We start from the raw sequence: 20705 nt of genomic DNA, 5'->3' as shown, positions 1-20705 counted from the left end.
GCGATGTCCGCAGGTGGACCGGCCGGCCGGCTGGAGCTGGTACGGCGGGGCGAGCCCGGCTTCGAGGAGGTCCGCGCGGCCATGGTGTGGAACGCCCGGAAACCGGCGCGCTCCCCCGAGGTGATCGTGCGGGCCGCCGACGAGCGGGACGTGGCGCGCGCCGTGCGGCTGGCCGGGTCGGCCGGCATGCCGGTGGCCGTGCGGGCGGGCGGGCACAACTGGATCGGCTCGTGCCTGCGCGAGGGGGGCATGCTGATCGACCTGTCGCGGCTGGACGGGTGCGCGGTGGACGCCGCCTCGGCCACGGCCGTGGTGGGTCCGGCGGTCACCGGCCGCGAGCTGGCGGCGGCGCTGGCCGGGCGGAACCTGGCCTTCCCGGTGGGGCACTGCGGGTCGGTGGCGGTGGGCGGCTACCTGACCAGCGGCGGTCTGGGCTGGAACCCCGGGGTGTGGGGGCCGGCCTGCGGCGCCGTCGTCGGGGTCGAGGCGGTGACGGCGGACGGTGAGCTGGTGCGCTGCGACGAGCGCGACAACGCCGATCTGTTCTGGGCGGCGCGGGGGGCGGGGGCCGGCCTGTTCGCCGTGGTGACGCGTTTCCGGCTGGCGCTGCGCCGCCTGCCGGCGGTGATCGTGCGCGACACGTACGTCTTCGCGCTGGAGGAGGTCGAGCGGGTGGCCTCATGGGTGGATGAGGTCGCGGCGGTGCTGCCGGCGCGGGTGGAGCTGAGCGTGATCCTGGGCACGCAGGCGGACGGGACGGGACGCAAGGTGGTCTCGGTGACGGCCACGTGCTTCGCCGGCTCGCGCGAGCAGGCGCAGCGGTCGCTGGAGGCGTTCGGCGCGTGCCCGTGGGCGGGGCGGGCGCTGGAGCGGACGCGGGAGGGGCCGGTGGGGTTCGGCGCGCTGCTGGACGCCTCGGACGGGGTGTGGCGGCGGGGTGATCGCTGCGCGGCCGACACGTTGTGGTCGGCGCGGGAGCTGGCGGTGGTGCTGCCGCCGCTGGCGCGGGAGGTGGAGCGGGCGCCGTCGGGCAGGTCGCTGGTGCTGGCCTCGCCGGCGCCGGCCGGGCCGGGGCGCGGGCCGGCGGACATGGCGTTCTCGATCCTGGGCTCCAGCTATGTCGTGGGGTACGCGATCTGGGACGATCCGGCGGACGACGCGGCCAACACCGGCTGGTTGCGCGCGGCGATGGACCGGGTCGGCCCGCTGGGGTCGGGGCACTACATCGCCGAGACGGACCTGCTGGCGGGGCCGGAGCGGGTGCGGCGCTCGTTCGCGCCGCAGGCGTGGCGGCGGCTGGCGGAGCTGCGGGCGCGCTGGGATCCGGACGGGGTCTTCGCGCCGTTTCCGCGCGACGCCTGGCGTCGCGGTTGACGTTCCGGTTGAAAAGGGAGTCGAATGCGTGTTCCACTGGGTGGTGTGGGCTGGGACGCGCTTTCGCTGGTGGACGCGGTTGATGATCGTCCGCTGATCGAGCGGCGGGCGGTGCTGCGGGGCGGGTTCTACGAGATGCAGGCCCGCACGGTGATCGAGCGGCTGCCGGCGACGGCCGGGGTGTCCCAGCAGTGGGGCGTCTCCCCCTACCGCGGGTGCGCGCACGCGTGCCGGGGGTGCGGGGCGCGGGGCGGGCATCGCCGGCTGGGGCTGGACGCGGGGCGTGACTTCGACACGCGGATCGTGGTGCGGCCGAACGTGGTGGAGCGGCTGCGGGCCGAGCTTGCGCGCTGGGACGGCGAGCCGCTGGCGGTCGGCGCCGGGGGCGACTGCTATCAGGAGGCGGAGGCGACCTACCGGTTGATGCCGGGGGTGGTGCGGGCGCTGGGCGAGGCCGGGGTGCCGTTCACCGTGTACACCAAGAGCCCGCTGGTGCTGCGTGACGCGCCGCTGCTGGCGCGGGCGGGGGCGCGGGTGGCGGTGTCGATCGCGTTCGTGGACGAGCGGATCCGGCGGGCGGTGGAGCCGGGCGCGGTGGGGGCGCAGGCGCGGCTGGAGCTGGTCTCGGCGCTGGTGGAGGCGGGGGTGGAGTGCCGGGTGCTGATGGCGCCGGTGCTGCCGCTGCTCAGCGACGCGGCCGACCAGCTGGCGGCCACGGTACGGCGGATCGCGGCGGCGGGCGCGGCGGCGGTGGAGCCGGTGGTGCTGCGGCTGCCGGCCGGGACACGGTCGTGGTATCTGGAGTGGCTGGAGCAGGCGCATCCGGCCCTGGTGGCCCGCTATGAGGAGCTGTACGACGGGGCGGGGCTGCCGTCGCCGGAGTACGAGCGGCGCATCACGGGGCAGATCGAGCAGTTGTGCCGGGTGTACGGGATGGCGTGCGGCGCGGGCGAGCCGGTCGGCAGGCGCCGCGGCGGCGGGGAGCAGCTGGCGCTGGTGTGACCGGGGCGGCAGCCGCGCCGGGGCCTGTTCTTCGGCGGGTCCGGTCCTTCGCCGTGTCATGTCCTTCCGGCGAAGGCCACGACGAGCTCCAGCCCGCCACCCGGGTTGGGGTCGGCTCGCACGTCGGCCCCGTGAGCCTTGGCGATCGCCGCGACGATCGACAACCCGAGACCGGCGCCCTGTCCACGGGTGGTGTGCAGCCGCCGGAAGGGCTCGAAGAGATCACCGAAGCGTTCGCGGGGCACGTGCGGGCCGGTGTTGCGGACCGTGAGGACTCCGCCCGAGAGCGTCACCTCGACGGTTCCGCCGCGATGGTTGTGGCGGACGGCGTTGTCGAGGAGGTTGGTGAGGAGCCGGTTCAGCAGGACGGGGTCTCCCTCGACGACGAACGGCTCCACCCGCTGCGTCACGGTGACGCCGTCCGGGTCCGCTTCGGCCAGGACGAGCCGTACCACCTGGTCCAGGGCCACCGGGCGCTTGCTGTCCAGGCCGTGTTCCGCCTGGGCCAGGACCAGCAGGGCGTCGATGAGGTGCTCCGCGCGGCGGTTGTGGAGCAGGAGCGTGTCGCGGATCGCGCCGACGTCCTCGGGGAGCCCGATCTCGATCGCGGCCCGCTGGACGGCCAGCGGGGTGCGCAGCTCGTGGGAGGCGTTGGCGATGAAGCGCTGCTGGGCCTGCACCGAGCGTTCGAGCCGGTCGAGCATCGCGTCGAAGGTGTCGGCCAGTTCCTTCAGCTCGTCCTTCGGCCCGGTGAGCGCGATCCGCTCGTGCAGAGTCGACAGGGACAGCCGCTGCGCGGTGGCGGTGATCCGGTGGACGGGCCGCAGGATCCGCCCGGCGACCAGCCATCCGACGGCCAGCGAGACCAGCGTCAAGATCCCCACCGTGAAGGTGGTCGTCTCCCACTGGTAGCCGATCACGTCGTTCACCAGCTCGGGCAGGTGCGGCGCCGGCGGCTGCGGCGCTGCCGCCGCGCCGGGCAGCCGGGCGACCCGCGTCTTGAGGGCCTGGCGCAGCAGGAGGTTGACCGTGACCAGCAACGCGATCGAGGTCAGCAGGAACAGCCCGGAGTAGATGAGCGTGAGCCGGAGGCGGATCGTCGTCACAGCAGGTATCCCGCCCCGTGGGATCGTGTGGATGCACGGCGGGTCGCCCAGCTTGGCCCGCAGGCGGCTGATCAGGACCCGCACCACCGTGGTGAACGGATCGGCGTTCTCGTCCCAGGCCTCTTCGAGCAGCCGTTCGGAGCTCACGACGGTGCCGTCCGCCCTCATCAGCACCTCCAGGACGGCGAACTCCTTGCGCGACAGGTGCAGGTGCCGCCCGTCGCGCGAGGCCTGCAGGCGGTGGGGGTCGAGCACGATCCCGTGCCGGGTCAGGACCGGCGGCACCGCCGACCGGCTGCGTCGTCCCAGCGCCTGCACCCGGGCGACCAGCTCGGCGTAGTCGAACGGTTTGGGCAGGTAGTCGTCGGCCCCCATCCCCAGGCCCGCGACTCGCTCCGGCACCGACGCCGCCGCCGTCATCATCAGGATCCGGGTACGGCCGCCGCGCGCCACCACCTCGTGGCACACCAGGTCGCCGTGCAGCTCGGGCAGGTCGCGGTCCAGCACGAGAACGTCGTAGTCGTGCACCGCCAGTCGCTGCGCCGCGGCGGCCCCGTCGTACACCACGTCGACGGCCATGGCATGGCGGAGCAGTCCCACCGCGACGAGATCGGCCAGGTCTCGTTCGTCTTCGGCCACCAGAATCCGCACCTGACCTTCCTACGCGAACGGGGGTTTCACCGGCGTTAACGGATCCGGTCACGGCCGTGTAACCGGTTTCAGGTCACGCTTGCGGCCATGATCAGAGCCTTCTGCGCGGCCGTCCTGGTGGCGGCCTGCTCCATGTCCGCACCCGTGTCCTCGCCGGCCACCGCCTCGGGCGGGCGCTGCTCCCCCGCCACCGCGCCGCCTGCGCGATCGGCGCCGCCGACCTCGGTGAGCACGCTCCGGCAGGCGTACTTCTGCGTGCTGGACCACTACTACGGCGGTCCGGCCATGGATCCGGCGGCCCTGCTGAAGAGCGCCTTCGCCGCCTACACCCAGGATCTGATGCGGCGCGACGCCGACCGGAGCGACCTGCGCCTGCCCGAACTGACCGGCGACCGCGACAGCGACTGGGCCGCCTTCGCCGAGGTCCTCGGCGCCGGTGACGTGTCCGCGCTGCGCGCCGCGATCACCGCGATGGTCGCCGGACTGCACGACGACCACGCCCGCGCGGTCAGGCCGGCCCTCCAGCCGGAAGGCGGGCCGGCCGGAACGGGCATCGTGGGCCTGTCGGCCCAGCAGGGCGAGCAGCTCGACCCGGCGGCCAAGCCGCCGTTGTTCATCACCAGCGTCCTGCCCGGCAGCCCCGCCGCCAAGGCCGGCATCAGAGCCGGAGACATCATCGTCAAGGCCGGCGGCGTGCCCGCGTTCATCGGCAACACCGTCAACCAGAGCATCGTCGCCGCCTTCGCCGCCGACCCGGTGAAGCTCACGCTCAAGCGCCCCACGACGGGACGGACCCGCGCCGTCTCCCTCAAGGAGGCGCCCCTCACCAGGCGGCCTGCGGCGGTGACAGCGAAGCCGCTTCCCGGCGGCGCGCTCCACGTCCGGCTGCCCGGATTCTTCGAGGGCGCCGCCGACCAGGTCATCGCCCAGCTGAAGGGCAAGCCGAAGGCGGTGGTCCTGGACCTGCGCGGCAACGGCGGCGGGTCGCCCCGCGAGGTGAGGCGGCTGCTCGGCGCGTTCGCGCACGGCATGGTCACCAGTTACTTCTGCCCGCTCAAGGGCGAGTGCGTGCCCAACCGGAGCGACGACGGCGTCGCGCTGCTCGGCTCGCGCCTGATCGTCCTGACCGACCGCGGGTGCGCCTCGGCGTGCGAGGACTTCAGCGCGGCCGTCAAGGACAACGGCCTGGGCACGCTCGTCGGGACCCGCACCGCGGGAGCCGTCTCCGGCCCCGCCGAAGGCTACCTCCTCGACGACGGCAGCCTTCTGCTGCTGCCCAAGGTCCGCCACCTCGGGCCCGCCCGCGAAACCCTCGACACGATCGGCGTGCCGGTCGACCACTACGCCCCCATGACCGCGCTCGACCTGGCCACCGGACGCGACCCGGCCGTGGCCAGGGCGCTGGCGCTTGTGTGACGCAGGACCCGTGAGCACAACCGGACCCGTCGAAGGAGTGGATCATGAACGATGCCGCCGGCACGCCCGTACTGAGCGCCCGCGGGCTGCGCAAGGAGCACGGCACAGGACCAGGACTGGTACGCGCCGTCGACGGCGTCGATCTCGACGTCGGCGCGGGAGAGACCGTGGCGATCACGGGGCCGAGCGGCTGCGGGAAGTCGACGCTGCTGCATCTGCTCGGCGGGCTGGAGCGGCCCTCGGGCGGCGAGGTGTCGCTGAACGGCCGGCGCGTCGACGGCCTCAGCGAGAAGGCGCTGGCCCGGATGCGGCGCAGCGAGGTCAGTTACGTCTTCCAGTCCTTCCACCTGATGGAGGAGCTCACCGCCGTGGAGAACGTCGAGCTGCCGGCGCTGCTGGCCGGACGCTCGCCCCGGGCCGCCCGGCGGCGAGCGCAGGAGCTGCTGGATCGGCTCGGGCTCGCCGGCCGATCGGGGTTCCTGCCCTGCGCGCTGTCGGGCGGCCAGCGGCAGCGGGTCGCGATCGCCCGGACGCTGAGCAACGAGCCGCTGGTCGTCCTCGCTGACGAACCGACCGGAAACCTGGACAGCGCCGCCACCCTGGACGTCCTGCAGCTGTTCGAGGAGCTGCGCGCTGCCGGGCAGACGCTGGTCATCGTCACCCACGACGCGCGGATCGCGGCCAGCGCGGACCGGACGTTGTCGATGCGCGACGGCGCGCTCGTGGACGAGCCGTGGCCGCCCGGCGGCGCCACCGGACACCGTGGCGCGCTCGCCGGGCTGGAGGGCTGAGCGCATGGGCCGCATCCTCCTGGTGCTCCGTCTGGCCGTGCGCGACCTTCGGCGGCGTCGCGCCGAGGCCGCGCTGCTGCTGATCGCCGTCCTGGCCGCCACCACGACGCTGACGCTCGGGCTCGTCCTGCGCGACGCGGCCGGCGACCCCTACCAGAGCACGCGCGCGGCGACCGTGGGACCCGACGTGGTCGCCGGCAGCGGCCGGGCCGCCGGCCTCGCCCGGCTCGCGGGCCTGGCCACCGCCTCCGGCGTCACCGAGCACAGCGGACCGTACCCCGTCATCGCCGGGAAGCTGGCGGCGCCCGGCCGGACGTCGGACGCGCAGATCGTAGGGCGCGACACCACTGTGGCGGCGGTCGACCAGCCCAAGGTGACGCGGGGCAGGTGGGTCAGCGGCGGCGGCGCGGTGCTCGAGGCGGCCTTCGCCGACTGGCTCGACGTGGGCGTCGGTGACGCGGTCACCTTGGGCGGCAGGTCGTTCGAGGTCGTCGGCGTCGCGGTCACCGCCGCCATGCCGCCCTATCCCGGGGCGTCCTGCATCGTCTCGGCCGGCTGCGTGCATGGCGCCGTCCCCGACGGCCGGGACCTGCCGGCGGGGTTGCTGCGCAATCCCGGGCTGGTCTGGCTCACCCAGGCGGATGTGCGGAGCCTGGCCCCGGCTCCCGACTCGCTGTCTCATGTGCTGAACCTGAAGCTGGCCGACCCGCGGGAGGCGCAGGCATTCGTCGAGCGGAACGGCGGTGAGCACGGCGGCGCCGTGACGATGCAGACCTGGCAGAGCATCCTGGCCGAGGCCACCGACCTGGCCAAGGACTCCCAGATCCTGCTGCTGATCGGCGCCTGGCTGCTCGGCCTGCTCGCCGTGGCCACTCTGGCGGTGCTGGTCGGCGGCCGGATGGCCGATCAGAGCCGGCGCGTGGGACTGCTCAAGGCGGTCGGCGGCACCCCGGGCCTGGTCGCCGCCGTGCTGCTGGCGGAGTATCTGCTGGTGGCCGTCGTCGCGGCGGCGGGCGGGCTGACGATCGGAGCGCTGAGCGCTCCGTCGCTCACCGAGTCCAGTGCCGGCCTCGTCGGCGGCGCGGGGACGGCGTCGTTGACCTGGCCCACGATCGCTGTGGTGACCGCCGTGGCCCTCGGCGTCGCGATCGTGGTGACCGCTGTCCCGGCCGTGCGCGCGGCCCGCTCCAGCACCGTCGGCGCGCTGGCCGACGCGGCACGCCCACCCCGCCGCACCGGTTGGCTGATCAGCCTGTCGGCGCGGCTGCCCGTCCCGCTGCTGCTCGCTGTGCGGGTCGCCGCCCGCCGGCCGCGACGGGTGGCCCTGGGCGTGGCCGGCATCGCGGTCACGGTCAGCGGCATCCACGTCCTGCTGGTGCTCGACGCCTTCCTGGGCGGCCAGACAGGCACCGGCGCCTACACCGACGCTCAGGTGGCGGTGCTGCGGCACGTCCTGCTGCTGTGGACGGTGATCCTGCTGTGCCTGGCGGCGGTCAACGCCGTCGTCATCACCTGGGCGACGGTGCTGGACAACCGGCACGTCTCGGCGCTGACCCGCGCCCTGGGCGCCACCCCGCGGGACGTGACCGTCGCCCTGGCGAGCGCGCAGGTGCTGCCCGCGTTCCTGGGCGCCGTCATGGGGGCGGTGCCGGGAGGCTGGGCGCTGCTGGCCGCCATCAGCACGATCACCGGCGGCGACGGCGACAAGGCCACGCCTCCCGGCCCCTGGCAGCAGAGCGGGCTGGTGCTCGTCACCGTGCTCGTGGTGGCGACGCTCACCGCTGTCCCCGCCCACCTGGGCGGCCGTCGTCCCGTGACGGCGGCTCTTTGAGCGGGCCACCCTGCGGAAAGGTTGACCGGCAGTCTCGCTATTGGTCACTTTTTGCCGTTATGGTGGCAGCCTCAAGCTGGATGATCTTCGTTCAGGAGGCTGAATCCCCGTGTCTGGCTTAACCTCGAAGACCTGCGCCGCCTCCAGGGCCGTGGGCGCCGCGGCGGCGGCGCTGACGGTCGTGATCGCCGGAGCGGGGGCCGCCGTGGCCTCCGCCTCCGCCGCGCGGGCCGCGGCGGCCCCCGTCTACTACCTCGACAGCGTCGCCGGCGACGACGCGGCCGCGGGCACCTCGGCGGCCACGGCGTGGAAGACGCTGGCCAAGGCGTCGGCGGCGCCGCTGGAGCCGGGGTCGAAGCTGCTGCTCAAGCGGGGCGGCTCGTGGTCGGGGCAGCTGGCGGTCAGCCGTTCGGGCACGGCGTCCGCGCCGATCGTCGTCGACGCCTACGGCACGGGCGCCGCGCCGATCGTGATGGGCGACGACGAGGCGTGCGTGGACCTGGCGGGCAACCACATCGAGGTCTACCACCTGCAGGTGGGGGTGGCCCGGGACGCGGGCCGCTGCTCGTGGGCGGGGATCAAGGTGGGCGGCGACGACAACGTCGTGGAGAGGAACCTCATCACCGGCGCGGCGGCGGGGGTCTACATCGAGACGACGGCCCGCTACACGGCGGTGACCAGCAACGACTTCGTCGACAACAACCACATGAGCACGCTGACGCCGAAGGAGGAGAACGCCAACGACGACTCCGGGGCGTTCGCGGTGCTGGTGCAGGGCGACGACTCCAACATCGGGTGGAACACCATCAGCGGGTCGGTGGCCTTCAGCTACGACTACGGCTTCGACGGCGCGGCGGTGGAGATCTTCATGGGGTCGCGCAACCGGGTGCACCACAACCTCGCCTTCGACGTGGACACGTTCACCGAACTGGGCACGAGCCGCAATGACGACGGCACGAGCAACGACCCGGACGGCACGTCGGGCAACGTGTTCGAGTACAACGGCATCTACGGGCCGCGCTCGCGCTCGGGTCTGGTGACGCGCGGCCCGGTGCACGACGACGGGCGGATCGAGACCAACGGGCCGGTGCTGGGCACGGTGTTCCGCAACAACACGATGCACCTGCCCAACGCCGACGCCGAGGGCGTGGTGTGTGACGCGAGCTGCACCAACGCGCATCTGACGTTGTCGCAGAACATCGTGGTGGCGGCCAAGAAGATCGCCTACGCCGGCGCGGCGTTCACCGCCCATGACCACAACGTCTTCTACGGCGGGCAGTTCCAGATGTCGGCGGGGACGGCGAACGTGCGCAAGGACCCGAAGTTCGACGCCAACCGGCCGCTGCACCTGCTGAGCACCAGCCCGGCGATCGGGCTGGGGGTGACGAGGTTCAACGACGTCGACCTGGACGGGGTGGCGGTCGGTCAGGACGGGCGGATCGAGGCGGGCGCGTACGAGTACGTGGCCGCGGGCTGATCTCGCCGTAGGGTGTTCCGCCCGCTCCTGGAATGGTCCCTGGGGGGATGGTCGCGGGAGCGGGCGGGACGCACCCGACACATCCGCATAAAAGCGGTATGTGTCCAGAAAAAATGGGTGGACGGCGCTGCTAGCGTGCCGCCCATGAGGGTGATCGATGTGGAGCGGTTCGTCGCCGACGGGTTCGCCAAGGTGGAGGGCGTGGCGCCGCGCGAGGTGGGCGACCGGGCGCGGGCCCTGCTGTGGGAGCGCATGGGGCTCTCCCCCGACGACCGCTCGGGCTGGACGCAGCCGGTGGTGTGGACGGCCGATCTGACCGGTGAGGGGCCGTTCGGGACGCTGATCCGCGGTGAGCGGCTGCGGCAGGCGCTGGACGCGGTGGCCGGGCCGGGCGCCTGGGTGCCGCGCGGCAGCCTGGGCAACATCCCGGTGCGTTTCCCCGACGTGGCGCCCGCCGACGACCGGGGCTGGCACATCGACGCCAACACGCCGGGGGCGGACGGCGCGTGGCACGTGAGCGGGCGGCCGCACACGTTGCTGCTGCTGGTGCTGCTGTCGGAGGTGGGCGAGCACGACGCGCCGACCCGGATCCGGGTGGGCTCGCACCGCGACGCCCCGGCGGTGCTGGGCCAGGGCGAGCCGATGGACTTCAGGGTGGCCGGGCCGCTGCTGGAGCAGGCCAGCCGGGGCCGGGAGGAGGCGCCGGCCACGGGGGTGCCCGGCGACATGTACGTGGTGCATCCGTTCACGGTGCACGCGGCGCAGGAGCATCGGGGCACCCGGCCGCGGTTCATGGCGCAGGCGCCGGTGATGCTGCGCGAGCCGCTGTCCCCCGCTGATGACTGCGTGCTGGCGCGGGCCGCGTGGGGTGCGGCGTGAGCGGGGTGCGGATCCGGCCGGGCGACGGCGGTGACGTGGCGGCGGTGCTGGCGATGTTCGACAGCGCGGTGGCGTGGCTGGTGAGCCGCGGCATCACCGGTCAGTGGGGCGAGCGGCCCTTCACCGGCGACGCCAGGCGCACCGAACAGGTCGAGCGGTGGGCGGGCGGCGGCGGGCTGCGGATCGCCGAGGTCGACGGCGAGCCGGCCGGCTGCGTGAGCGTGGGCTCCCCCGCCGCGTACGTGCAGCCGGCCGAGGTCGCGGAGCTGTATGTGCAGGCGCTGGTGGTCGACCGGCGGTTCTCCGGGCTCGGCGTGGGGGGCGCGCTGCTGGACCGGGCGCTGGCCGAGGCCGGCGAGCGCGGGGCCGAGGTGCTGCGCGTGGACTGCTACGCCGGTGGGGATGGGCGGCTGGTGCGCTGGTACGAGGCGTGGGGGTTCGAGCGGGAGGCTCCGTTCACGGTCGGCGACTGGCCGGGGATGGTGCTGCGCCGCGCTGTGCGGCCGTGACTACGAGGGCCTCCCCGGGCGGGGAGGCCCTCGTCAGGTCACTGCAGGCGCCACAGCTGGGCGTCGTTGGGGCTGGTGCAGGTGAAGACCTTGGCCAGCTGCCCGAGGGTGTCCAGGCACATCGAGGGGTCCAGGGCCGACCTGAACGGGCCGAAACCCACGCCCGTGGGCGGGATCTCGCCCTGGTGCAGCCAGCGCTCGCCGGCCAGGCGGCTCGGGTCGCAGGTGTGCTGCACCACTTGCGCGCCGAACGCCGCGACCTCGTTCCTGACCTCGACGCACTTGCCGCTGCCCCGGTTGGACAACTGGTAGACGAAGGTGCCGGAACCGTCGCTCGACAGCAGGGTCGGCTGCCACAGCTGGGCGTCGTTGCCCTTGCAGGTGATGCGCTGCAGCAGGGCGTTCTCGGCGGTGGAGGCGTCCTTGACGTCCAGGCACCTGCTCTGCTCGGCCTCCTGGACCTGGAAGAAGCCGCCCAGGGCCAGCGGCCCCGGGCCCGGCGGGGGCGCCACCGGTCCTCCGGTCGGCTGCGCCGAGATCGGCGCCGGGGCGGGCTGGTCGGCGGGGTGGGTGGTGGCATAGGTGGTGGCGTGGTCGGCCGCGTGGGCGGCGGCCGGCACGAGGCAGGCGGCCGTGGAGAGCGCCGCGGCCAGCAGCAGCTTGTTCATGGGCGTCTTCTCGCTTCCTGTCGGGGTTTCGAGCGGTCGGGTGAGGGCGCTGCGGCGGGTCAGCTGCCTTCCTGCACCTGGAAGATCTGGTCGGCCACCAGCCCGTGGGCCTCGCGGTGCACCGCGGCGGCCGCCTCCGCCGACGGCGCCTCGACCAGGCAGAAGATCGTGCCCTGGGTCTCGTCGACCCAGTAGCGCAGGTAGCTGACGTCGTGGCGGCCCTGAAGCTGCAGGTCCGCCTTGTGCGCCTGGGCGACGTCGGCCATCGCGACGCCCTCGGCGACGGTGTGGACGTCCATGTAGAGCGGCATACCGGCCTCCCGTTGCGTGGTGAGTCCCGCCAACCGTAGGGACGGGGGCCCGGGGGCCGGATCGGGAGCGGTTCCCTATGTTGCGCCGCGCGTTGCCCGGATTTCCTGCGGGGCCGGGGCCGGGGAAGCCAGAGGGCATCGGCGAAGTCGCCTTCATCACCGGGGCCGGTCGCGCCATCGGCGCCGCTGCGGCGCGGCTGTTCGCCCGGAAGGGCGCCTGGCTGCTGCTCGCGGCCCGCACCGAGGACCAGCTCAAGGCGGTGACCGAGGAGATCCGGGCGGCCGGCGGCCCGGCGAGGTCGCCGCCATCACCCACGGCCCCGAGGGCATCCGGGTCAACGCCATCGCTCCCGGCACCACACTGACCGAGATGGCGCGCGCGTGGAACGACCGCTTGACCGCGCCTCGTACGTCACCGGAGCGGTCCTCCCGGTCGACGGCGGCATGCAGGCATGAACGGCGGGCGCATCAGCGCGCCACGCGGTAGCGCAGGTAGACGACTCTTGAGCTGAAGGTGCGGGTCTCGACGAGATCGAGGTCCACCCGGCGCTCGTGCCGGGCGAAGAACGGGATGCCACCGCCCACCAGTACCGGGTACACCATCGCCCGGTACTCGTCGATCAGATCCAGCGCGGCCGCCTCGGCGGCGAGAGTCGCGCCGCCGATCGCGATCTCGCCCTCCCCGGGCTCGGCTCGCAACCGCTCGATCTCCTCCGCCAGGCCGCCGGAGGCCAGGCGGGCATGGCCCTGCACCGCCGACAGCGTGGTGGAGAACACCACCTTCGGCAGCGGCTTCCAGAGCGCGGTCCACTCGAGCTCCGAGTCGTCGAGCGATGCATCCTGGTCGGCGCTCTCCCAGTACAGCATCGTCTCGTACAGCCGCCGCCCCAGCAGGTGGACGCCGACGCCGCGTATTTCGTCGATCCAGAAGCGGAAGACGTCCTTCCCGGGCACCGTCCAGTCGAAGCCGCCGTCCGGCCCGACGATGTAGCCGTCAAGTGAGACGCTCATCGCATAGGTGACGCTGCGCATCAGAAGTCCTCCTCGGTCATGGCTTCGACCGTAAGACTTCCGGACGCCGCGAAACTCATCGCTTTTGCGCCCATCCCCCACCGTCATGTTTACACCGCACTGTTGCGATACACCGTCTCACATCAATACAGTGTATCGACATGAGACATCGCATCGCAGTGGTCGGAGGCGGTCCCGCCGGCCTGACCTTCGCCCGCGTCCTGCACCGCCACGACCACCCCGTCACCATCCTCGAACGCGATCCCGCCCCCGACGCCCGCCCCCCGGGCGGCACGCTCGACCTGCACCAAGGGCTGGGCCAGCTCGCGCTGGACAAGGCCGGGCTGACGGCGGAGTTCGAGGCGCTGTCACGTCCGGAGGGCCAGGCCATGCGCATCCTGGACACGGCCGGGACCGTACTGCGCGACTGGCGACCCCACCCGGACGAGCGGGCCAATCCCGAGATCGACCGCGGGCACCTCCGTGACCTGCTGCTCGGCCCTCTCGACGTCCAGTGGGGGCGGGGCGTGACCCAGGTGGTGCCGGGGACCCGGGAGGGCGCACGGGTCCATTTCGCGGACGGGCGGCAGGAGACGTTCGACCTCGTGATCGGCGCGGACGGCGCCTGGTCCCGGGTCCGCCCCGCGGTCTCGCCGGTGACGCCGCACTACACCGGCATCACCGTGGTCGAGACCTCCCTGGACGACGTCGACACCCGCCACCCCGGCCTCGCCCGGTTGATCGGCGACGGCTCCGTGGCCGTGTACGGCGTGAACCGGACTCTCGTCGCCCAGCGCAACAGCGGTGGCCATGTCAAGGTGTACGCCCGGTTCCGCGCGCCGCTGGACTGGCACGAGAACCTGGACCTGGCCGACGCCGAGGCCGTGCGATCACGTCTGCTGGTGCTGTTCGACGGCTGGGCCGCTCCCGTCCTCGACCTCCTCCGCCACGGCACCGCCTTCGTCCACCGCCCCCTGTACGTCCTGCCCGTGAACCACACCTGGACCCACGTCCCCAGGGTGACGCTCCTGGGCGACGCCGCCCACCTGATGCCGCCCTTGGGGGTGGGCGCGAACCTCGCGATGCTCGAAGGCGCCGAACTCGCCGAGACCATCGCCGCCGGCCCCGCTGATCTGGACAAGGCCGTGCGCGCCTTCGAGGAACAGATGTGGGTACGAGCCGGCAGATGGGCGAAGATCACAGCGGCTGGTCTGGAACGCCTCGTGAGCCCGGACCCCGCCGAAGCCGTCGCCCACTTCGACCAGGTCCAGCCCTCCTGACCGTCGACGCGAGCCCGCGACATACGGGCGCCGTCGCGGCCCCTTCCGGCATCCCCCGCCCTACGAACCCCCGGGTCATCGACGACCAGGCGCCGCCCTGCGACCCGGCCGCGGCGGCGGGCCGCCACCAGACCGTGACGCTCTCCTCAGCTGTCGGGATGCACCATGAGAAGGATGCCGCGGTTGTGGGCGGCGTGGCCCTGGTACTGGTGCGGGCGGGCGGCGTCGAACCGGATGGAGTCGCCTTCGCCCAGGTCGGCGAGGGAGTCGCCGGGTCCGACGGTGACGTGTCCGCAGGTGAGCACGAGGCACTCCTCCACGCCCGGCAGGTGGGCGTCGGAGTGCTGGGTGTTCTGGCCGACGGCGATGTCGTAGACCTCCACGGTGCCGCGCAGCCTGATGCGGTGGAGCAGGCGCGCGCTCACCGCGTCGCCCTCGACCTGCGGCCGGCTGTCACCGGCGCGTACCACCTCGACCGTCGTGGCAGCCGTTTCCAGCAGGTCGCCGAGGGAGGCCTTCAGCGCGGTGGCCAGGGCCCACAGCGTGCTCAGGGTCGGGTTGCCCTGGCCCTGCTCGATGCCGTGCAGCGTGGTCTTGCTGATGCCGCTGGCGGAGGCCAGGTCGGCCAGTGAGGTCCCGGCCGCCGTACGGAGCCGGTGCACGTTCTGCCCCACCACTTGCGTAAGGTCCATGCGTATCAGCATAGTGATATGCACGTACCAGTAAAAGTATCTTACTGTGGAGGCGGCATGACGGTGACGCGGTTGCGCGACATCCCGGGCATCGGTGTGGACGCCGTCGGCGACGCGGCCGACGCCGCGGGCGACCCGGAGTTCCTGCGGCTGGAGAATCTCGACACCGACCTGCGTCCGCCCGCCGTCGCCCTCGCCGCCACGCATGCCGCCGTCGACGCCGACTCCGCCAACAGCTATCTGCCGTTCCCCGGGCACCGCTCGCTCCGCGCGGCCGCCGCGGCGCACGTCGGCCGCCTGTCCGGGCGCGCCTACGACGCCGACACCCAGTGCGTCGGCGTGGCCGGCGGGCTCAACGGCATCCTCAACACGCTGCTCGCCACCGTGGAGGGCGGGCAGGAGGTCGTGCTGTGCGACCCCGTCTACGCCGGCCTGGTCAACCGGGTCCGGCTCGCGGGCGGCGTCCCCCGCTTCGTCCCCGCGCAGCCGACCGCGAACGGGTGGACCATCGACCCCGAACGACTCGCCGACGCCGTCGGGCCTGATACGGCAGCCGTCCTGATGATGGGACCGGCGATGCCGACCGGTCTCGTCCTGGACGAACGCCACTGGTCCGCCCTCGCCGACGCCTGCGAACGCCACGACGCCTGGTTGATCTACGACGCGGCCATGGAACGCATCCGCTTCGACGGCCGCCCTCCCAGCCACCCGGCCGCCCACGACGGACTGGCCGGGCGCACCATCACCGTCGGCTCGGCCTCCAAAGAGCTGCGGCTCATCGGCTGGCGCGTCGGCTGGGTCGTCGGGCCCGCCCCCATCATGGCCGACATCCGCCTCGTCGGTCTGACCAACGTCGTCTGCCAGGTCGGCCTGGCCCAGCAGGCCGTGGCCGCCGCGCTGGACGCGCCCGACGCCGAGGCCGACGTCGCCGCCGCCACCGCCGAATGGCGGCGGCGCTGCGAGACGGTCCTGGACCAGCTTGCCGCCTACCCGGTCATCCGGCCGCACGGCGGCTGGTCACTCCTCCTCGACACCAGGCCCCTGGACCTGGCGGCCTCCGAACTGTCCCAGCGCCTGTTCGACCGGGCGAAGGTCGCAGCCACCCCCATGGACGGCTGGGGCCCGAGCGGAAGGCACTACCTGCGGATGGTCTTCGCCAACGAACCCGTCGAACGCCTCGCCGGCCTCGGCGACCGCTTCCGCCTGGCCATCTGACGACCGGCCGCGAACGCCGGGGGTTGCCCTGACCCCACCCCTCCGATATCCGACAAATGAGGACATGATGACAGCGGTAAGGTTCGACGATCTTCTGATCCCTGACACCCAAGCCTGCCGCGGCGCCCTGGAGGTGGCGACGGCGTACCACACGCCTTCTCTGCTCAACCACTCCATCCGCGCCTACCTCTGGGCGGCGGCCCACGCGCGGCACAACGGCATCGCGTTCGACGCCGAACTGCTGTACGTGTCGGCCCTGCTGCACGACATCGGCCTGGTGGCGGAGTTCGACAGCCACACCGTGCCCTTCGAGGAGGCGGGCGGCCACGTGGCCTGGGTCTTCGGCGCCGGCGCGGGCTGGCCCCCGCAGCGCCGGACACGGGCGTCGCAGATCATCATCCGGCACATGTGGCCCGAGGTCGAGGCGGAGGAGGACCCGGAGGGCCATCTGCTGGAGCTGTCCACCGCCATGGACATCTCCGGCCGCCACATCGACCGGATCCCCGCCGAACTGCGTCGCGAGGTGCTCGAGCGCCACCCGCGTCTGCACCTGGCCAAGGAGTTCATGGCCTGCTTCAACGAACAGGCGGCGCGCAAGCCTGGCAGCACCGCCGCGCAGTCCGTGGCCGGCGGCGTGGCCGACCGCATCGCCCGCAACCCGCTCGACACCTGACGATGACGACGGCGCGCTCACCTCACGAGCTCGGCGTCACCCCCGAGACCTGCGGCTCCGCCCGGACGCGGGCTTCAGCCGCCGCGAGCACAGACGATCCCCCAGCTGATCGCCGCCAGGACCTTCCAGGGCATCGGCGCCGGAGCGCTGTTCGTGCTGCCCACGATCGCGCTGTCGGAGCTGTACCCGGCCCGTCTGCGCAGCCGGGTCCAGGGCTTCACCGGCGGCGTCTTCGCGCTAACCAGCGTGGGCGGCCCGCTCGCCGGCGGCGCGATCACCGACGCGTGGGGCTGGCGCTGGATCTTCTCCATCAACCTGCCCCTCGGGCTGCTGGCCATGGCGCTCACCGCGTTCGCGCTGCGGCTGCCCAGGCCAGGCGGGGACGGCCAGGTCGACCTGCCCGGGGCCGCGCTGATCGCCGGCGCCACGGTGAGACTGCTGCTGGCGGCCGAATGGGGCGGCCGCACGTACGCCTGGACGTCCGGCGTGATCCTGGCGCTGATCGGCGCGGTGGCGGTTCTGGCGGCTGTGTTCGTGTGGTGGGAACGCCGGGCGGCCAACCCGCTGCTGCCGCCGCGGCTGTTCGCCGACCGCACCCTGCGCGTCGCCCTCCCCGCCACGGCGCTGCTCGGTGCGCTGCTCGGCGGCTCGATCGTCTACCTGCCCACCTATCTGCAAGCCGCGTACGGCATGGGGCCACCCAGGCGGGACTGGCGCTCAACCCGTACGTGCTGACGTTCATGGCGGTCTCCTCGCTCGCCGGCGCCCGCATCGGTGCGAGCGGCCGGTTCAAGCCCTACCTGCCGGCCGGCTCGGCGGTCGCGGTGCTGGGATTCGCACTGCTGAGCCGGCTCACCCCCGACACCCCGTACGCCGTGCTGGCCGTGGAGATCGCGGTGCTGGGGGTCGGGTTCGGGCTCCTGATGCAGAACCTGGTGGTCGTCGCGCAGAACGCGGCCTCCCCCGCGGACCTGGCCGCCACCACCTCCGCCGCGGTGTCCGTCCGCGGCCTGGGCCTGGCGCTCGGCGTGGCGATCCCCAGCACCCTCCTCACCCGGGAGCTCCAGGGCCGGCCCCCGAGCCCGGCGGCGACCGCCGCCGCCATCCCCGACGTCCTGTTCTGGGGCGCCCCGGCCGCCGCCGTCCTGGTGGCGCCGATGGCCCTGCTGCCCCGCAAGGCCCGGCACCCCGCCTCAGGAGAGGCGACGGCGTGGACACCGGCAGACGAACCAGCATGATCGACGGATACGGCGCCGTACGCGTGCTGCTGGCCCGCGAGCAGAGGCCTGCGTAGCGCCTCGTTCGCCACGACCAGCACGATGCCGTTCAGGGCTGATGACCTATTTCTTTCTTGATCGCCTTGCCGGCGGTGAGGTATGGACCTTGCCCTTGGGTGAAGGCGCAGCATCGTGGTGCCGGTCGTGCCGGCCGGTACGAGGAGGGTTGATGTGGGGTTGCTGACGATCGGGACGTTCGCCCGGGCCGCGCGATTGTCGCCGAAGGCGTTGCGGCTGTACGACGAACTCGGGTTGCTCCGGCCGGCTGCGGTGGACGGCGAGTCGGGGTACCGCTTCTATGATCCGACGCAGGTGGAGCGGGCCCGGTTGATCGCGTGGTTACGGCGTCTGGGCATGCCGCTGGCCCGTATCCGCCAGGTGTGCGACCTCGACCCGAAGGCGGCGGCCGAGCAGGTTGCCGACTACTGGGCGCAGGTCATGGCCGACACCGCCGTACGCGAGCAACTCGCCACTTTCCTCGTCGATTACCTGTCTGGAAGGGGTAGCGCCGTGGAAGACGCCGAAACCATGATCGGGATCCGCTATGCGGCACGGTCGGAGTTGGGACTGGTGCGTACGAGCAACGACGACGTCGCCTACGCCGGCGCCCGGTTGCTGGCGGTGGCCGATGGAGGCGGGCCGGGCGGGAATCTGGCGAGCGTGGCGGCCGTCGACGCGCTGAAGCCGTTGGAGACGAAGGCCATCCCCGCCGGCGACCTTCTCGGTGCGCTCGCCGACGCGGTGGGCCAAGCCGACCTGGCGATCCAGGACATAACCGGGTCGGCACCCTCCAGTGAGGCGATCACGACGCTCACCGCGATGCTGTGGTCGGGCTCCCAGCTGGCGCTGGTGCACATCGGTGACACGCGGGCGTATCTGTTGCGCGATGGCGAGATCTTCCAGATCACCCACGACCACACCTACGTGCAGTCGCTGGTCGACCAAGGCCGCCTGAGCGAGGAGGAGGCCGTCTCGCATCCGCAACGCGCCTTGCTGGTCCGCGCGCTCACGGGCATGGGTCAGTCCCAGCCGGACCTGTCACTGCATACGGCCCTGGCCGGCGACCGCTACCTGCTGTGCTCCGACGGACTGTCCGCCGTCGTTGCGGCAGAGCCCCTGCGCGGTGTGCTGAGCGGCACGGGAGACCCTGAGCAGGTCCTCGATGAGTTGGTCAGGCTGGCCTACGACGCGGGGGCCCCGGACAACATCGCTTGCGTGGTGGCTGACGTGGTGACGCTGTGACCGGTCGCTTGAGGGCGTCGGCTGTACGTTCGTTGGGCGCGTACACGCTCCTACGCGATGCTGTGGGCGCAGACGTCACTGGGAAGCCGTTCTGTCGCCGTCCTGCTGGCGTTGGTGGCATGCCAAGGGCTGACCTTCGGGGCGATCATGGTGACGATGGGCGCCACGGTGCCCCGCCTCGTACCCGTCGACCTGCTGCCCGCGGCGAACGGTCTCAGCTCGGTCGTCCGCCACACCGGGTCGATCATGGGCCCGATACTGGCGGGCCTGCTGATGCCGGTGGTCGGACTGGGCACGCTCTACCTGCTCGACGCCGTCGCGCTGCTGACCGTCGTGTGGGCGGTCGCCACGTTACCGCCGATCTTGCCCGGCCCGTACCAGGTGCAACGTGACGGATCGCCGGACGCGAGCTCAAAGGCACCGTCCGACGATGCGCCGGCACGGCATGAACGGCATCCTTCCGCGCTGGGACAGGTGCTCACCGGGTTCCGCTACCTGCTTGCCCACCGGGTGCTCGTGGCCGTGCTGGCGGTGGACCTCGCCGCGATGGTTCTCGGGATGCCGGTGGCGCTTCTTCCGGAGCTGGCGCAACACACCTATGGCGGGCCCGCTGGAGGAGGTCTGGAGCTGGGGCTGCTCTACGCCGCCTACCCTGCCGGTGTTCTCGCGGCAGGGCTGATGTCGGGGACGTTCACACGCGCCCGTCACCACGGTGCTCTGATGGCATCGGCTGCCGCCGCCTGGGGAGGAACCGTCGTGATCCTCGGGTCGGCTCGCCAGCTGTGGCTCGCCCTGGGGGCGCTCATGCTCGGCGGCGCGGTGAATTTCGTGCTGAGCACCTTCCGCAACGCGATCTCACAGGCGTACACCGACGACGCCATGCGTGGCCGGATCCAGGGCTCACTCACCGTCGTTCTGATCGGAGGCCCGCAGCTCGCCAACCTGCTGCATGGGACGGCCGCGGCCGTGTACGGCCCTCAAGTGACGATCCGCATGGGCGGATTGCTCGCCGTGACAACCGTCGCCGCGATCGTGTGGGTGGTGCCTCAGCTGTGGCACTACGCCGCCCCCGAGAGCAGATCGCTGACAGAAACCGGCCCGGATGCTGTCAACGGATGAGCACCGGGCCGGGTACCGCTGGTGGAAGATCCGCCGGGCCAGGGCGTGGGCCGGCTATCCGAGCACCGGGTAGTTCGCGCGGAACACGTTGTGCGGGTCGCGGGCCCGCTTGATCTCCCGCAGCCGCGCGAGCGTGCCGGCGGAGAAGGACTTCGCCGCCGTCTCGCCGGGGGACAGCACG

At 72.7% G+C, this 20705-nt stretch carries 21 protein-coding genes and 2 pseudogenes; 16 read left to right on the top strand and 7 right to left on the bottom strand.

Annotation, left to right across the window (positions count from 1 at the left end; genetic code table 11):
• The first annotated feature begins 3 nt into the window (after nt 1-3).
• Together HT134_RS00115 and HT134_RS00110 are read left to right on the top strand one after the other, a co-directional pair.
• The gene (locus tag HT134_RS00115; RefSeq protein WP_175598193.1) at nt 4-1374 is read left to right on the top strand and encodes an FAD-binding oxidoreductase; all 1371 of its coding nucleotides are present in this window, start codon (nt 4-6) and stop codon (nt 1372-1374) included.
• A gap of 24 nt (nt 1375-1398) precedes the next feature.
• The gene (locus HT134_RS00110) at nt 1399-2376 is read left to right on the top strand and encodes a radical SAM protein (protein ID WP_217707106.1); all 978 of its coding nucleotides are present in this window, start codon (nt 1399-1401) and stop codon (nt 2374-2376) included.
• 56 nt (nt 2377-2432) lie between these two features.
• Here the strand turns inward: HT134_RS00110 and HT134_RS00105 are convergent.
• A pseudogene (locus HT134_RS00105) lies at nt 2433-3209 on the bottom strand (sensor histidine kinase); the annotation flags it as partial.
• Nucleotides 3210-3478: 269 nt separating this feature from the next.
• Nucleotides 3479-4133 (bottom strand): annotated as a pseudogene (locus HT134_RS45095) (response regulator transcription factor).
• A gap of 87 nt (nt 4134-4220) precedes the next feature.
• Here HT134_RS45095 and HT134_RS00095 point away from each other — a divergent pair.
• From HT134_RS00095 to HT134_RS00070, 6 genes are all read left to right on the top strand, one after another.
• Entirely contained in the window at nt 4221-5549 is a 1329-nt protein-coding gene (locus HT134_RS00095; RefSeq protein WP_175598192.1) for a S41 family peptidase, read from the top strand.
• A 44-nt stretch (nt 5550-5593) separates the two neighbouring features.
• Complete coding sequence (locus HT134_RS00090; protein ID WP_175598191.1) at nt 5594-6340, top strand: ABC transporter ATP-binding protein; 747 nt, start codon at nt 5594-5596, stop codon at nt 6338-6340.
• Nucleotides 6341-6344: 4 nt separating this feature from the next.
• Nucleotides 6345-8171 (top strand): ABC transporter permease, encoded by a 1827-nt coding sequence (locus tag HT134_RS00085; RefSeq protein ID WP_175598190.1) that lies wholly within the window; start codon nt 6345-6347, stop codon nt 8169-8171.
• 109 nt (nt 8172-8280) lie between these two features.
• Entirely contained in the window at nt 8281-9648 is a 1368-nt protein-coding gene (locus HT134_RS00080) for a right-handed parallel beta-helix repeat-containing protein (RefSeq protein WP_175598189.1), read from the top strand.
• A gap of 144 nt (nt 9649-9792) precedes the next feature.
• Nucleotides 9793-10527: a phytanoyl-CoA dioxygenase family protein gene (locus tag HT134_RS00075; protein WP_175598188.1), complete on the top strand. Its 735-nt coding sequence runs from the start codon at nt 9793-9795 to the stop codon at nt 10525-10527.
• Complete coding sequence (locus HT134_RS00070; RefSeq protein ID WP_312887897.1) at nt 10524-11036, top strand: GNAT family N-acetyltransferase; 513 nt, start codon at nt 10524-10526, stop codon at nt 11034-11036. The genes HT134_RS00075 and HT134_RS00070 overlap by 4 nt, the downstream gene beginning before the upstream one ends.
• A 38-nt stretch (nt 11037-11074) precedes the next feature.
• Here HT134_RS00070 and HT134_RS00065 read toward each other — a convergent pair whose 3' ends face one another.
• Together HT134_RS00065 and HT134_RS00060 are read right to left on the bottom strand one after the other, a co-directional pair.
• Nucleotides 11075-11704 carry an RICIN domain-containing protein gene (locus HT134_RS00065; RefSeq protein WP_175598187.1) on the bottom strand — a complete coding sequence of 210 codons (630 nt, stop codon included), beginning with the start codon at nt 11702-11704 and terminating at the stop codon, nt 11075-11077.
• Between the two features lie 59 nt (nt 11705-11763).
• The gene (locus HT134_RS00060) at nt 11764-12015 is read right to left on the bottom strand and encodes a DUF4242 domain-containing protein (RefSeq protein WP_175598186.1); all 252 of its coding nucleotides are present in this window, start codon (nt 12013-12015) and stop codon (nt 11764-11766) included.
• Between the two features lie 77 nt (nt 12016-12092).
• On the opposite strand from HT134_RS00060, the gene HT134_RS00055 reads away from it, so the two are divergent.
• Nucleotides 12093-12380, top strand: coding sequence for an SDR family NAD(P)-dependent oxidoreductase (locus tag HT134_RS00055; protein ID WP_246363497.1), 288 nt, complete (start codon nt 12093-12095; stop codon nt 12378-12380).
• Between the two features lie 103 nt (nt 12381-12483).
• Here HT134_RS00055 and HT134_RS00050 read toward each other — a convergent pair whose 3' ends face one another.
• Nucleotides 12484-13047 carry a dihydrofolate reductase family protein gene (locus tag HT134_RS00050; protein ID WP_175598185.1) on the bottom strand — a complete coding sequence of 188 codons (564 nt, stop codon included), beginning with the start codon at nt 13045-13047 and terminating at the stop codon, nt 12484-12486.
• Nucleotides 13048-13187: 140 nt separating this feature from the next.
• Between HT134_RS00050 and HT134_RS00045 the strand changes: the two genes are divergently transcribed.
• Nucleotides 13188-14306, top strand: coding sequence for an FAD-dependent oxidoreductase (locus HT134_RS00045; protein WP_175598184.1), 1119 nt, complete (start codon nt 13188-13190; stop codon nt 14304-14306).
• 146 nt (nt 14307-14452) lie between these two features.
• On the opposite strand, the gene HT134_RS00040 is transcribed toward HT134_RS00045, so the two are convergent.
• A complete protein-coding gene (locus HT134_RS00040) occupies nt 14453-14998 on the bottom strand; it encodes a helix-turn-helix domain-containing protein (RefSeq protein WP_175598183.1) in 546 nt (181 codons plus the stop codon).
• 57 nt (nt 14999-15055) lie between these two features.
• Here HT134_RS00040 and HT134_RS00035 point away from each other — a divergent pair, with 57 nt between their 5' ends.
• The 6 genes from HT134_RS00035 (at nt 15056) to HT134_RS00010 (ending at nt 20524) form a co-directional block, all read left to right on the top strand.
• Nucleotides 15056-16213 carry a pyridoxal phosphate-dependent aminotransferase gene (locus tag HT134_RS00035; RefSeq protein WP_175598182.1) on the top strand — a complete coding sequence of 386 codons (1158 nt, stop codon included), beginning with the start codon at nt 15056-15058 and terminating at the stop codon, nt 16211-16213.
• A gap of 64 nt (nt 16214-16277) precedes the next feature.
• Nucleotides 16278-16886, top strand: a complete 609-nt coding sequence (locus HT134_RS00030; protein ID WP_246363496.1) for an HD domain-containing protein — start codon at nt 16278-16280, stop codon at nt 16884-16886.
• 96 nt (nt 16887-16982) lie between these two features.
• On the top strand, nt 16983-17621 hold the full coding sequence (locus tag HT134_RS00025) for an MFS transporter (RefSeq protein WP_175600014.1): 639 nt from the start codon (nt 16983-16985) through the stop codon (nt 17619-17621).
• Nucleotides 17615-18124 (top strand): MFS transporter, encoded by a 510-nt coding sequence (locus HT134_RS00020; protein ID WP_175598181.1) that lies wholly within the window; start codon nt 17615-17617, stop codon nt 18122-18124. The genes HT134_RS00025 and HT134_RS00020 overlap by 7 nt, the downstream gene beginning before the upstream one ends.
• Nucleotides 18125-18334: 210 nt before the next feature.
• A complete protein-coding gene (locus tag HT134_RS00015; protein ID WP_175598180.1) occupies nt 18335-19405 on the top strand; it encodes a MerR family transcriptional regulator in 1071 nt (356 codons plus the stop codon).
• A 57-nt stretch (nt 19406-19462) separates the two neighbouring features.
• Nucleotides 19463-20524, top strand: a complete 1062-nt coding sequence (locus tag HT134_RS00010) for an MFS transporter (RefSeq protein ID WP_175598179.1) — start codon at nt 19463-19465, stop codon at nt 20522-20524.
• A gap of 54 nt (nt 20525-20578) precedes the next feature.
• Here the strand turns inward: HT134_RS00010 and HT134_RS46650 are convergent, their stop codons facing one another.
• A complete protein-coding gene (locus tag HT134_RS46650) occupies nt 20579-20704 on the bottom strand; it encodes a BBE domain-containing protein (RefSeq protein WP_312888071.1) in 126 nt (41 codons plus the stop codon).
• Nucleotide 20705: the final 1 nt, after the last annotated feature.

This window comes from Nonomuraea rhodomycinica, assembly GCF_013363995.1.
Lineage (GTDB): Bacteria > Actinomycetota > Actinomycetes > Streptosporangiales > Streptosporangiaceae > Nonomuraea > Nonomuraea rhodomycinica.
This window is presented reverse-complemented; position numbering and strand designations above follow the sequence as displayed.

Coding starts and splice junctions, on each gene's coding strand:
- HT134_RS00115 (WP_175598193.1), top strand. CDS start 4: ATGTCCGCAGGTGGACCGGCCGGCCGGCTGGAGCTGGTACGGCGGGGC.
- HT134_RS00040 (WP_175598183.1), bottom strand. CDS start 14,998: ATGGACCTTACGCAAGTGGTGGGGCAGAACGTGCACCGGCTCCGTACG.
- HT134_RS00045 (WP_175598184.1), top strand. CDS start 13,188: ATGAGACATCGCATCGCAGTGGTCGGAGGCGGTCCCGCCGGCCTGACC.
- HT134_RS00010 (WP_175598179.1), top strand. CDS start 19,463: ATGCTGTGGGCGCAGACGTCACTGGGAAGCCGTTCTGTCGCCGTCCTG.
- HT134_RS00075 (WP_175598188.1), top strand. CDS start 9,793: ATGAGGGTGATCGATGTGGAGCGGTTCGTCGCCGACGGGTTCGCCAAG.
- HT134_RS00050 (WP_175598185.1), bottom strand. CDS start 13,047: ATGCGCAGCGTCACCTATGCGATGAGCGTCTCACTTGACGGCTACATC.
- HT134_RS00055 (WP_246363497.1), top strand. CDS start 12,093: ATGTTGCGCCGCGCGTTGCCCGGATTTCCTGCGGGGCCGGGGCCGGGG.
- HT134_RS00110 (WP_217707106.1), top strand. CDS start 1,399: ATGCGTGTTCCACTGGGTGGTGTGGGCTGGGACGCGCTTTCGCTGGTG.
- HT134_RS00085 (WP_175598190.1), top strand. CDS start 6,345: ATGGGCCGCATCCTCCTGGTGCTCCGTCTGGCCGTGCGCGACCTTCGG.
- HT134_RS00065 (WP_175598187.1), bottom strand. CDS start 11,704: ATGAACAAGCTGCTGCTGGCCGCGGCGCTCTCCACGGCCGCCTGCCTC.
- HT134_RS00090 (WP_175598191.1), top strand. CDS start 5,594: ATGAACGATGCCGCCGGCACGCCCGTACTGAGCGCCCGCGGGCTGCGC.
- HT134_RS00035 (WP_175598182.1), top strand. CDS start 15,056: ATGACGGTGACGCGGTTGCGCGACATCCCGGGCATCGGTGTGGACGCC.
- HT134_RS00060 (WP_175598186.1), bottom strand. CDS start 12,015: ATGCCGCTCTACATGGACGTCCACACCGTCGCCGAGGGCGTCGCGATG.
- HT134_RS00030 (WP_246363496.1), top strand. CDS start 16,278: ATGATGACAGCGGTAAGGTTCGACGATCTTCTGATCCCTGACACCCAA.
- HT134_RS00095 (WP_175598192.1), top strand. CDS start 4,221: ATGATCAGAGCCTTCTGCGCGGCCGTCCTGGTGGCGGCCTGCTCCATG.